The organism is Rheinheimera sp. (genome assembly GCF_036568245.1).
Lineage (GTDB): Bacteria > Pseudomonadota > Gammaproteobacteria > Enterobacterales > Alteromonadaceae > Alishewanella.
Window position 1 is genome coordinate 1 of sequence record NZ_DATCSY010000223.1, and the last position, 12478, is coordinate 12478.

The window sequence follows — 12478 nt, forward strand, 5'->3', positions numbered from 1 at the left end:
GTCATCTGAAGTATTAGAGCAAACCGTGGCAGCGCCACTGGAAAATGCCATTACCGGGGTGGAAGGTATGATGTATATGTCATCAACCTCAACCAGCTCTGGCATTACTACTATTTTTATTACCTTTGAAATTGGCACTGACGTAGACCAGGCAGCGGTAAACGTTAATAACCGCGTCAGTAAAGTAGAGGCCCGCTTGCCGGAAGAAGTACGCCGGCAGGGTATTACGGTAGAAAAGGGCTCTTCGAGCTTTTTACAGGTATTGGCGTTTTACTCACCTGATGGCAGCCGCGATGATTTGTGGACCTCTAACTATGTGACGTTGAACGTGCTGGATAGGTTAAAACGGATACCGGGCACCACTAACGTGCAGATTTTTGGTGCCAAAGACTACGCGATGCGGATTTGGCTGCGCCCGGATCAGATGAGCCAGCTTAAAGTCACAGTGCCGGAAATTGCCGCTGCGTTAAGCGAGCAAAATGCCCAGTTTGCTGCCGGTAAAATCGGTGCGACACCAACCGCAGCTGAGGCGCAGGAAATGGTGTACACGGTAACAGCGCAGGGGCGTTTTTCGACGGTAGAAGAGTTTGAGAATGTTATCGTACGCGCCAATCCTGATGGCAGCACACTAAGAGTCAAAGATATTGCCCGGGTTGAGCTGGGTTCACGCGATTACGACTTCCTTGGCCAGTACAACGGCCAGTCTGCCACATTAGTGGGTATTTTTCTGCAGCCGGGTGCTAATGCGCTGGATGTTGCTGCCGAAGTTAATGCCACAGTCGCAGAGTTAAAACAGCGCTTCCCAAGCGGTTTGGCGCAGGCAACACCTTACGACACTACACGCTTTGTTGAAGTGTCAATCCGTGAGGTTATCAAAACGCTGGCAGAAGCTATGCTGCTGGTGTTTCTGGTGGTGTATCTGTTCTTACAGAACTGGCGCGCTACGCTTATTCCTATTCTGGCGGTACCTATTTCACTGCTTGGTACCTTCGCCGGTTTATACATGCTGGGCTATTCCATCAACACGCTGACGCTGTTTGGTATGGTGTTGTCGATTGGTATCGTGGTGGATGATGCGATAGTGGTGCTGGAAAACGTTGAACGTATCATGCACGAAGAGCATATATCAGCGCGTGATGCGGCCATTAAAGCCATGCAGGAAGTATCCGGCCCGGTGGTCGCTATCGTGATGGTACTGTGTGCGGTGTTTGTGCCGATAGCATTCTTAGGTGGTTTAACCGGCGAGCTGTTCCGTCAGTTTGCGGTGACTATCTCTATCGCGGTGAGCTTATCTGGCGTGGTGGCACTGGTGATGACGCCAGCATTGTGTGTGGCTATTTTACGCCGTGAGCACAAGCAAACAGCGAAGTTCTTCCTCTGGTTTAATGATTTCTTCCAGCGTATTACCGGCCGTTATGTATCGACAGTAGGCTTTTTCCTGCGCCGTGGTTTACTGGCGTTAGTGCTGGTCGGCGGCATGATATTTATCACTGCGGGTTTGTGGAAAGCCACACCGGGCTCGCTGGTGCCGGATGAAGATCAAGGCTTTTATATTGCTGCCATTTTCCTGCCGGACGGTGCGTCGCTGGAAAGAACCCAACGGGTAACGGATGAAGTGGTTGCGGCTATCCGCTCAAACAGCGCCAACAAAGACATTATCAGCTTTGCCGGCTTTGACTTTATCGGCGGTGGTTATAAGAACAGTGCGGCAACGATTTTTGTCACGCAAAAAGACTGGAGCGAGCGTGATATCAGCGCCAGCGATCTGGTCAATGAGCTGTTTATGAAAACCGCCGGTATTAACGAAGCTTTAGTACTGGCGTTTAACCCGCCACCGATCTTTGGCCTGGGTAATACCGGCGGCTTTGAGTTTTATCTGCAAAACCGTGGTGATGGTGGCCCGGAAAAGCTGGCGCAGGCGATGGGCATTATGCAGGGCGCTGCAGGGCAAAGCCCGGTGCTGGCTGGCGTGCAAACCTTGTGGCGGCCTAATACACCTCAGCTGAAGGTGGATTTAGATCGTGAACGCGCCAAAGCGCTTGGTGTGCCGGTAAACGATGCCTTTAATACGCTGGCTGGCACTTTAGGTACTTACTACGTCAATGACTTTAATAAGTATGGCCGCGCCTGGCAGGTACTGATGTCGGCTGACGCACAGTTTCGGATGAAACCGGAAGATATTAACCATATCTACGTTAAAAGCAGCAGCGGCGAGATGATCCCAATGTCGGCACTGGCGAATATTCAGTACAGTTCAGGCCCGGATAACATGGAACGTTACAACAACCTGCCGGCAGTAAAATTGTTAGGTAATGCCGCACCTGGCTACAGTTCCGGCCAGGCAATCGCCGAAGTTGAACGTATTGCCAATACCATGCTGCCGCCTGATATCAGTTACGACTGGACCGGCAGTGCCTTTCAGGAGAAACGTAGTGGTGGTACCACCGGCATTGCGCTGGGGATGGCGGTTGTGATGGTGTTTTTAATTCTGGCGGCGCTGTATGAAAAATGGTCGCTGCCACTGTCGGTACTGCTGGCAATGCCTTTTGGTATTTTCGGTGCGCTGGTGGCGGTGTGGATAGCCGGTTTAACTAACGACGTTTACTTCCAGATTGGTCTGGTAACGTTGCTCGGCCTGGCAGCGAAGAATGCCATTTTGATTGTCGAGTATGCGCTGATGAAATCGCAGCAGGGCTGGTCTACCGGCACAGCTGCTTTGGAAGCCGCGCGGCTGAGGTTCAGGCCGATTATTATGACGTCACTGGCGTTTATTCTGGGCGTAGTGCCGCTGGCCTTTAGCAGTGGCGCTGGCGCTGGTGCCCGTCACAGTGTAGGTACTGGTGTAATGGGGGGCATGATGGCGGCAACCTTCCTGGCTGTATTTTTTGTGCCACTGTTCTTCTTCTGGCTGTCAGAGCGTCGTATCCGGGAGTCACGCTCTAAACAAGAGCTGGCAGCCGAGATTGCAGAGCACCACAGGCAGGAACATCTGGATACCAAAGAGGGGTTACTCTAACCACTTGCTCCAGTAGCACGGTGTACTTTGTTTGACCAAATGGCGCTGCCTTATGCTAAGGTAGCGCCATTGTTTTTTCTGTCGTTGCCTGTTTATGCAAACCTCTGACAATAATAAAAAATCTCTGTTTGGCCCGGCGACATTAGTTACGGCAGCCTTTATTGGCCCAGGCACTGTAGTGACCGCTTCACTGGCCGGGGCCAATTTTGGTTATGCGCTGATCTGGGCACTGGTGTTCTCCGTTGCCGCTACCATGATCCTGCAGGAGATGGCGGCGCGGCTGGGTATTGTTACCGGGCGTGGTCTGGGAGAAAACCTGCGGCAGCTGGTGCAGAACCCCCTGTTACGCTGGCCATTGTTGTTGCTGGTCGTGGCCGCTATTGTGATTGGCAACAGCGCCTATCAGGGCGGTAATATCAGCGGTGCAGCCCTGGGTGCTGATGCGCTGTTTGCTGACAGTGCCGCTGTAATGCAATGGAAAAATTACACCTCGGTTAACCCCTGGGCGTTATTACTCGGCTTAGTGGCGGCAGTGGTGTTGTGGTTTGGCCAATACAAGCTGATAGAGCGCTGCCTTATCGCGCTGGTTATTCTGATGAGTTTGGCCTTTATCGGTACTATGCTGCTTACCCGCCCGGATCTGGCGGCGCTGCTTAAAGGCGCGTTTTGGCCGGTTATTCCAACAGGTGCTGTACTCAGTGTTGTGGCATTAATCGGCACTACGGTGGTGCCGTATTCGCTGTTTTTACATGCAGCTGCAGCAGCACAAAAATGGCCGCACAACAATGTAGCGCCGCAGGTGGCTATCCGGGCCGCAAGGCAGGATATTGCTGTTGCGATACCGCTGGGCGGTCTTATCTCAATTGCAATTGTATCAACCGCAGCGACGGCGTTTTTTGGCCGGGAGCAGCAGCTGGATAACGTTGCCCAGCTGGCGCAGGCGTTGACACCGTTGTTTGGCAGCGCCGCGACCTGGTGTCTGGCATTGGGGTTGGTGGCTGCTGGCTTGTCATCAGCAATTACGGCGCCACTTGCTGCTGCCTATGCACTGGCCGGCGTGTTGAATAAACCGCTTGATTTAAAACAACCGGTGTTTCGTGCCACCTGGATCTTTATTGTGCTGTGTGGCGTCGTGTTATCATCGCTGGGTATCCGGCCGGTCAATGTGATCTGGTTCGCCCAGGTAGCCAACGGCATTCTGCTGCCGGTTATTTGCCTGTGTTTATTGCTGGCGATGAACCATAGTGTGCTCGGACAATATCGTAATAGCCGCTGGCAAAATGGCTTGGGTTTAGTGGTGCTGCTTGTCAGTTTGCTGCTAAGTGGCAGAAGCCTGGCGCTGGCGTTTGCATTGCTTTAAACGCATGTTAACTGTATAGCGGCTGGTGTGTCTGTAGTGGTAAACGCCGAAACGCAGCAGATGCGATGCGGTAACGCAAAGGTTGCTTGCCTGCTGCCAGTATAGGCCAGTGTTGCTTTGGGCCATCTAGCCAGTCCGGGTGCTGCATAATATCCAGCTTGCTGTGAAAATAAGCCGACAAAGTACCGACATCCCGCCAGTAATGTGGCAGGCTTTGCTCGCCGGGCAACTGGTTAGTGCTGAAATCATAGACACAAGCCAGTTGTTGCTCGCAAAGTGTAGGTAACAGATGGTGGCCAAAATCATGATGACAGGACAAATCCAGACGTTCTAACTGCTGGCACAGGTACTGAGCGTCAAACAGATAGTTGCCCATGGATGCCAGTGCGTAACCCGGGCGCCCTGCCAGGGTGGGGATATCTGACAGTGGCTTTTCACAAAAGTTGATTATGTGGTGATGCTCATCCGTACTGAAAATACCAAATTGCGGTGCCAGGCTAAGTGGCACCGCTACGGCACTCACGGTGACAGCGGCCTGTTGTTTAAGATGAAACGCCAGCATCTGTCGGTAATCCATTTTGTACACATGATCCGCACTTAATACGGCAATCACATCGGGGCGGTAGTCACGAATGACACTCAGCTGATGCGCTACTGCGCCCGCCGTACCCTGATTGGCATCAGCGGGCGCCTGGCACAGCTGCAAAGCACCTGAACGGGCAAACAAGGGTTGCCAGTATTGCTGCAGATGCCGGTGTAAGCTGGCAGGCTGATATTGCGTCAGTACCAATAACTGATTAAAACCGGAGTGGTACAGATTGCTCAGCACAAAATCGATAATACGGCGACGCCGCACAAAGGGCAGGGCCGGCTTGGCCTGGTTTAATGTCAGGGGTTGCAACCGCTTACCGGCACCACCGGCCAGCACTATGCTGAGTACTCTGCACATGTTCGTTACCTGCAATCAAGGTTGAACATAAAATGTACAGCATGATAAAAAAACAGGCTTGATATGTATCAAATGAAATTGTGATAAAGGCAATTCGGGTGTAACGCTTGAATATTTTCAGTTGCTTAGCAGGTTTAGTCATATAACAGCGTTATACTACGCAAAGCGGGTGACCGGGTGCCGGGTATTGTTTGCAGGAGAGAAGATGTCTACGCTGGAATATATGTTGTTGATGTTATTGCTGGTGGCTGGCAGTGCTTTTTTTTCAATTTCGGAGATTGCGCTGGCCGCTTCGCGCAAGATGCGGCTGCGGCTGATGGCAACAGACGGTAATGTTAATGCTGAAAAAGTACTGGCGTTGCAGGAACACCCGGGTAACTTTTTTACCATCGTGCAGATTGGGCTGAATGCTGTTGCCATTTTGGGTGGTATTCTGGGTGAATCTGCGTTCACGCCTTATTTCAGCTCATTGCTGGCTATGTTTTTCACCGGGCATTGGGTGGCGAATGCTGCCTTTGCGCTATCAGTATTTTTTGTCACATCGTTATTTATTCTGTTTGCCGATTTAATGCCAAAACGGCTGGCGATGATTTCACCTGAGCAGATTGCGATCCGGGTGGTTAATCCCATGCTGTGGCTTATCATGCTGCTTAAACCCTTTGTCTGGCTGTTTAACAGCCTGGCCAATGCCTGTTTCAGCCTGTTTAATGTCCCGACGATGCGTAAAGATGACATCACGCCGGATGATATTATTGCGATGATGGAGGCTGGCGCACAGGCCGGGGTATTACAGGAGCACGAGCATCAGTTGCTGGAGAATGTGTTTGATATGGAATCACGCACTGTCACTTCGGCGATGACAGCACGCGAGAGCCTGATCTTTTTTACCACTGATGAGTCGCAAGACAGTATTAAAGCCAAGATAGCCGAGCATCCGCACGCCAAGTTCTTAGTGGTTGATGGGGTGCTGGATAAAGTGGTGGGCTATGTTGATACCCGCGATATCCTGATGCAGGTATTGCATGAGCAGCCGATATCACTGAAAAAAGAAGGCATAGTGCGCTCGCCACTGATCATTCCGGATACGTTGTCACTGTATGAGGTGCTGGAGCATTTTAAGTCTGCCGGTGTCGACTTTGCCATTATCATGAATGAGTATGCGCTGGTTGTCGGCATTATTACGCTAAAAGATGTGATGAGCATTGTAATGGGCGAGCTGGTTAGCTCGGAGGAAGAACAGATTGTTGCCCGCGACAGTAATTCCTGGCTGGTTGAAGGCCTGACACCACTACAGGATGTGATGCGGGTGCTGGATATTGATAGTTTCCCCAACCCGGAAAACTACGAAACCATCGCCGGTTTTATGATGTATACACTGCGTAAGATCCCCAAACGTACCGACTTTGTGTTGCATGGCGGCTATAAGTTTGAAGTGGTCGATATCGACAGTTACAAAATTGACCAGTTGCTGGTTACCCGCGTAGCGGCGCCAGAGAGCGCCGAAAAAGCATGAAAACCGCGCCAGCAGCTTAAGGCTGCTGGCTATCGTCGTTGTCAGATTGTACCGGGGTAGTGGCAAGCTCAAGCATTTTATCGCGAAAGCTGTTCAGCCCCTGCATCACCAGTCCGTAGGTTTTATCTACGCCGCTCTCTACTTCACCTTCGTATACTTTCAGACCTTTTAAAATGTCTTTGGCATCGGCAAAACCTTTTTCTATGCCGCCACCGATAACTTTTAAAAAGCTGTCGAGGGTTTCCTCTTCTGATTTACCCGGGTTCAGCTCTTTATAACGGCTGTAAAAACCGGTAGCGAAGGCTACGATGCGCTCGGCAGTGGCTTCCGGGGAGGTATCAATCCCTGAGTCATAAATTTTCTGGGCGGCATTTTCACCCATCACCGGCTCCAGCTCGGCATTAATGCCTTCAAGCGCTGTTTTATACAACAGGCTTAGCGAGTCGTTGTTGCTACGCAGCGACACCTGCTCATTGGCGCGCAGTATTGCCGTATTTTGCGCCTGACGGACTTGTTCTGCCCGGTCCTTTCCGGTCAGTTGCTCAGCGCTCTTTGTATTGCTGGTCGGTTGTTTTGCAACGCCACTTAGTGGCGTGTTGCTGCCAGAAGTAATAGCCATAATGCAGCTCCTGTTTCAGTATCAGTGTGTGTAGTATAACCCGTAGCCGGTTATCGGCAGCTTTTGGCTAAACTTTAAACATTTTTTTCAGCGTAGATGGCCTGCTTTAATTTACCCCGGTACAGATGATAGGTCAGTGTCAGGGCGCGTAGCGCCATAAACAGCGTCATCGCCGCCCAAAGAGCATGGTTTTCAAACTGTTGCAGCAGCCAAAAACAGCTGGCAAACCCCAGTAGTGCGATAAACATGCTGTTACGCAGCAAGGCGCCTTGAGTGGCACCGATAAAAATACCATCGAGCAAAAAGGCCCAACTGGCAATCAGCGGAATAATCATCAGCCATGGCAGGTAGCGGGCGGCTTCTTGTTGCACTGTGTCTATGCTGGTCAGTAATGCTATTAACTGGGTGCCCAAAGTGGCATAGCCGAGGCTGAATACAATTGAAAGCAGCAGACACCAGAATGACAGCAGACGCAGTGTGATGCTCAGATCCTTACTTTTCTTGCTCCCCATAGCATTACCCACCAGGCTCTCTGCCGCGTAGGCCAGACCATCAAGGGCATAAGACACCAGCAGCAGAAAGCTAAGCAGCACTGCATTGGCTGCAAGGGTGCTATCGCCAAAAGCGGCGCCCTGAAACGCAATAAACACAAAGACGGCCTGCAGGCAGAGGCTGCGCAGAAAGATATCGCGGTTAAGAGACAGCAGGGGCAGGCTGTCATGCAGGGTTAACCTAAGCTTTTTCAGTTGATTAAAAATGTCAGCGCCGGCACTTTGCCACAGCAGATAAAGCGCCAGTATTAATGTTGCATAGTCAGCAATCACAGACGCCGCTGCAACACCGGCTGTGTACCAGCCAAATACCAGCACAAACAGTAGATCCAGCGCGATATTTACCGCGTTACCAAACAGCAGTAAGCACATGGGCGCGCGTGCATTTTGTCTGCCGAGAAACCAGCCCATCAGCACCAGGTTGACCAATGTCGCCGGTGCGCTCCAGATCCGTACGCTGAAATAACGCTCGGCTTGTTGCAGTACTGCGCTACTGGCATCACTGAAGTAGACGCTGAGTTTAATCACCGGCCATTGCAGCAACAGCAGCAGTGCACTTAACGCCAGCGCCAGCATTATTCCCTGTTGCAGGCACCGGACTGTCGCCGCATCACCACCACGGCCATAAGCTTGTGCCGTTAAGCCTGTGGTGCTCATCCGTAAAAAGCCGAGTAAAAAGTACAGCAAGCTGATAATGCTGCCACCCAACGCAACGCCGCCCAGATAGTGAGGCTGTGGTAAATGGCCAACCACGGCAGTATCTACCAGACCCAGCAAAGGGACACATAAGTTGGACAGCACCATCGGCAGGGCAATTAAGGCTATTTGTCGCTGTTTATGCCAATGGAAGCTGTTAAGTGACATAGATAAAAGTCCGTTACCGCTAAAAGGCTGATAATACACGCTGTATTAATGCGCGGCGACCTCGTTTGTAGGTTGTTATGGCTTTATAATAGCGGCAACCATGTTTACCGGAAGTTGCCGGGTGATTGAATATAAAAGTGCTGCATTTTACCGGGCGACCGTTGCGCTTTGTCTGGCTGCCGTGGTGGTATTTGCCAATTTACATCTGCTACAACCTTTGTTGCCGGTGCTCAGCCGCCAATTTGCGCTAAGCCCTCTGCAAACCAGCTGGGCTTATGCCATAGGCACTTTGTGTCTGGGTTTGTCATTACTGGTATATGCTGCCTTGTCAGATGCCTGGGGCCGTAAAAAGCTGCTGTTAATCACGCTGTTCGGTATGACATTAAGCACGCTGGCGCTGACTCAGGTGGAAAGTTTCAGCACTTTACTGTTCTGGCGGGCAGTGCAGGGTGTGTTTCTTGGCGGCTTGCCGGCAGTTGCTATTGCCTATATGGGCGAGGAGTTCAGTAAACCGGCGCTGGTTGCGGCTGTCGGGTTTTATATCAGCGCCAACTCGCTCGGCGGCATCAGCGGGCGGCTGATGGCAGGCGCCCTGGCCGATATTGGCCACTGGCAATGGGTATTCTGGCCGATCGCGCTGCTTGGTGCGCTAAGTTGTGTGTTAGTCTGGCGCCATTTACCGCCAGCAAAACAGTTTGTTGCCAAACCCTTCGTACTGCGCCAGGCGCTGGCAGATAACCTCTATCATTTGCGTCAGCCTTTACTGCTGCTGACTTACCTGATTGGCGGGCTGAGCTTTTTCATTTTCCTCAATCAATATACCTACATTGCCTTTGTGTTATCCGATGCACCTTATTATTTATCCAGTTTTTGGATAGGTTTGTTGTTTGTCACCTATTTTACCGGCACAGTTGGCTCTGCCATTTCGGGGAAAGTAGCTATCAGACTGGCAGCGCCGCTGGCGATGGGGCTGGGGGTGCTGATTGTGATGCTGGGGACTTTGCTGACGCTCAGCAGCCAGCTTTGGCTGATAGTGACAGGTTTCTTCATCAACGCTTTTGGGTTTTTTCTTACCCATTCACTGGCCAGCAGCTGGGTAAATCAGTGCGCTATCCGGGCGAAAGCCAGTGCCAGTGCGCTCTACCTGGTATTTTATTATGTTGGTGCCAGCACCGGAGGCCTTTATTTGCAGCCATTCTGGCAATGGCTGCACTGGCCTGGTGTGGTAGTAGGGGCCTTACTGATGTACAGCCTGACACTGGGTCTGTGTTTCTGGCTGTGGCAGCGCGCTAAGCGCCTGCAGTTGTGTTAGTTCAGCGCTGGTTAGCTGGCGTAGCTCTCCCACGGTAAGCTGGCCCAGACACAGGTTATGTAAGCGGATGCGTTTAAGTGCCATGACGCGGTAGCCCAGCGTTTTACACATATAACGTATCTGCCGGTGCAGGCCTTGTGTCAGCGTGATGGTAAACTGATGCTGGCTATTGCCGCTAACCTTACAGGGACGCGACTGATATTGCTTATTACCCAGTTGCCAGCTGACGCCCGATGCCATTGCCGTAATAAAGGCTTCGCTGATGGCTTTGTCAGTCTCAACCAGATAGGTTTTTTCATGATAAAAATCCGGGTGCATCAGCTGCTGGCTGAGTTCGCCATCATTGGTTAATAACAACAGGCCGCAGGAGTCTTTATCCAGCCGTCCCACCGCAAATACGCGCTCTGGCAGTGTTTTTAATAACTGGTACAGGCTGGCCGGATCGTCCGGGCGGTTATTACAATCTATGCCCACCGGTTTATGGTATAGCCAGTACTGACGCGGTGGCTGATCTGGTAACGGCAGGTTGTTTATCAGAATGTCATCATTGTGGTTAACCAAATCGGTATGCAAAGCAGCTCTGCCATTGCAGTGCACTTGCCCGGCGCTGATCAGGCGCTCAGCAGCCCGGCGCGAGCAATAGCCACTCTGGGCAATCCATTTGGCTAAACGGTGTCTGGGAGCGTCTGCTGACATACGTAGTGGTCTGTTTCGTTAAAACGCCAATAATAACCGATAAGGCGCAGAATAATCATCAGCCTGTAACACAGATGCGGCATGATGTTTGTGCCTGCTAAGGCAAATCTGTTCCTCCTCGTTCTTTATTTATGCCGGGCCTTTGCGCCCGGCTTTTTTATCTCAATTAAAAAGTGACGGTTTCATAAAAGTATCGCTACCTTGTCACATAAATGACGCAAAAGGCCTGCACAATGCACCGCGTTATACCTTCCTTCCTGGATTATTGACACTATTTAGTGGCGCGGGAGCTTGCTCCCGCTTTATTTTCCGCAAAAAAAATCAAAGCGCATTTAAACCTTTCGTTTTACCCTGCCGACTAACCACACAAATCAGATAGTTATTAAACGATGTAAGGGCGTTTATGGCAATGGAGATTGCACAGGCAGTCGCCGCGGCAAAAGAAGGTGACAAACAGGCGTTTTATCACCTTTATCAGCAGTTTGTCGGCAGGGTGTATGCCATATGCTGGCGATTGCTGGGCAACAAGCAAAAAGCTGAAGACGCCAGTCAGGAGATTTTTATCAAAGTATGGCAGCAGCTACCGGCATTTCGTGGCGACAGCAGCTTTGCCACCTGGTTACATACTATTGCGACACGTACAGCAATAGATTTATGGCGCCAGGATAAACATCTGCGGCTAACCGACAGCAGCGACGAGCAGCCTGAACTGGCTGAAACGGCTACTGAGTGCAGTAGTGCCGCAGCGCCACTGGAGCAGGCGATACAACGATTGCCTGCACAGGCCAGAGCCGTATTTGTACTATTTGCACTGGAAGGTTATCAGCACCAGGAGATCGCCGTCATGCTCGGTATTGCCGAGGGGACATCCAAAGCACAGTATTTTCGTGCCAGACAACTGTTACAGGAGTGGTTAGCAGATGAATGAGCAGCAATTAGATAAAGCAATCAGCGCTTTGGCGCCAGATGTGATGCCAGAGCGTGATTTATGGGCAGGTATCGAGCTGCAGTTGGCTGACCGGCCGTCAAAAGCTAAACCGGTACTGTGGCACTGGGCCACTGCGGCAGTACTTGGTCTGGCGTGCCTGGTCAGCTGGCAACTGGCGCTGTTGCCGGGTATACAAAGCAGTACGCAGGCTAGCATGCCAAGTGCCGAACTGATGCTGTTGCAGGTATATGAAACGCAAAAAGCCAATCAACTTCGCCAGACCGTCGCAATTGCAGAAGGGTTTGATAACTGGCAGCAACAATTACAGGTATGGGACCAGGCTATTGCTCAGGTTCGCCGTGCCTTAGAACTTTATCCGGATGAACCGCAGTTGCTAGCGCAATTGCAAAGCTTATATCAACAGCAACTGGCGTACATTCAGCGCGCCACTTTGCAACAACCTTTAGCCATGAGTTAGGAGAGTATTATGCAAACAGTAAGCAAAACCTGGGTGAGCGGCCTGGCCGCAGTATTGTTCGTAGGTATCAGCCAGCTTGCATTGGCTGACGACAGACAAAGCGTCAATGAAAACCGCAGCGTCAGTGCCAATGAAAAAATCTATATTGAAGTGATGAGCGGTGAAGTAACGATTAAAGCTGTTGACAGCAAC

At 51.3% G+C, this 12478-nt stretch carries 10 protein-coding genes and 1 pseudogene; 7 read left to right on the forward strand and 4 right to left on the reverse strand.

What is annotated here, in order from left to right; genetic code table 11:
* Together VIN66_RS10295 and VIN66_RS10300 are read left to right on the forward strand one after the other, a co-directional pair.
* On the forward strand, positions 1-3016 hold a 3016-nt coding region (locus tag VIN66_RS10295), incomplete at its 5' end, for a multidrug efflux RND transporter permease subunit (protein WP_331923907.1).
* Between the two features lie 94 nt (positions 3017-3110).
* Positions 3111-4376 carry an Nramp family divalent metal transporter gene (locus VIN66_RS10300; RefSeq protein ID WP_331923908.1) on the forward strand — a complete coding sequence of 422 codons (1266 nt, stop codon included), beginning with the start codon at positions 3111-3113 and terminating at the stop codon, positions 4374-4376.
* 7 nt (positions 4377-4383) lie between these two features.
* On the opposite strand, the gene VIN66_RS10305 is transcribed toward VIN66_RS10300, so the two are convergent.
* Positions 4384-5325 (reverse strand): sugar phosphate nucleotidyltransferase, encoded by a 942-nt coding sequence (locus VIN66_RS10305; RefSeq protein WP_331923909.1) that lies wholly within the window; start codon positions 5323-5325, stop codon positions 4384-4386.
* A 205-nt stretch (positions 5326-5530) separates the two neighbouring features.
* Here VIN66_RS10305 and VIN66_RS10310 point away from each other — a divergent pair, with 205 nt between their 5' ends.
* Positions 5531-6838, forward strand: coding sequence for a hemolysin family protein (locus VIN66_RS10310; protein ID WP_331923910.1), 1308 nt, complete (start codon positions 5531-5533; stop codon positions 6836-6838).
* A 16-nt stretch (positions 6839-6854) separates the two neighbouring features.
* Here VIN66_RS10310 and VIN66_RS10315 read toward each other — a convergent pair whose 3' ends face one another.
* Both VIN66_RS10315 and VIN66_RS10320 read right to left on the reverse strand, forming a co-directional pair.
* On the reverse strand, positions 6855-7457 hold the full coding sequence (locus VIN66_RS10315) for a DUF5610 domain-containing protein (RefSeq protein WP_331923911.1): 603 nt from the start codon (positions 7455-7457) through the stop codon (positions 6855-6857).
* Between the two features lie 74 nt (positions 7458-7531).
* Entirely contained in the window at positions 7532-8872 is a 1341-nt protein-coding gene (locus VIN66_RS10320; protein WP_331923912.1) for an MATE family efflux transporter, read from the reverse strand.
* 121 nt (positions 8873-8993) lie between these two features.
* Between VIN66_RS10320 and VIN66_RS10325 the strand changes: the two genes are divergently transcribed.
* Positions 8994-10184 carry an MFS transporter gene (locus VIN66_RS10325; RefSeq protein WP_331923913.1) on the forward strand — a complete coding sequence of 397 codons (1191 nt, stop codon included), beginning with the start codon at positions 8994-8996 and terminating at the stop codon, positions 10182-10184.
* Here VIN66_RS10325 and VIN66_RS10330 read toward each other — a convergent pair.
* Positions 10110-10880: a pseudouridine synthase gene (locus VIN66_RS10330; protein WP_331923914.1), complete on the reverse strand. Its 771-nt coding sequence runs from the start codon at positions 10878-10880 to the stop codon at positions 10110-10112. The two genes, VIN66_RS10325 and VIN66_RS10330, sit on opposite strands and share 75 nt — an antisense overlap.
* Positions 10881-11283: 403 nt before the next feature.
* Between VIN66_RS10330 and VIN66_RS10335 the strand changes: the two genes are divergently transcribed.
* From VIN66_RS10335 to VIN66_RS10345, 3 genes and pseudogenes are all read left to right on the forward strand, one after another.
* The gene (locus VIN66_RS10335; protein ID WP_331923915.1) at positions 11284-11808 is read left to right on the forward strand and encodes an RNA polymerase sigma factor; all 525 of its coding nucleotides are present in this window, start codon (positions 11284-11286) and stop codon (positions 11806-11808) included.
* Positions 11801-12286 carry a hypothetical protein gene (locus tag VIN66_RS10340; RefSeq protein ID WP_331923916.1) on the forward strand — a complete coding sequence of 162 codons (486 nt, stop codon included), beginning with the start codon at positions 11801-11803 and terminating at the stop codon, positions 12284-12286. Before VIN66_RS10335 ends, VIN66_RS10340 begins: the two co-directional genes overlap by 8 nt.
* Before the next feature lie 9 nt (positions 12287-12295).
* Positions 12296-12478: pseudogene (locus VIN66_RS10345) on the forward strand (hypothetical protein); the annotation flags it as partial.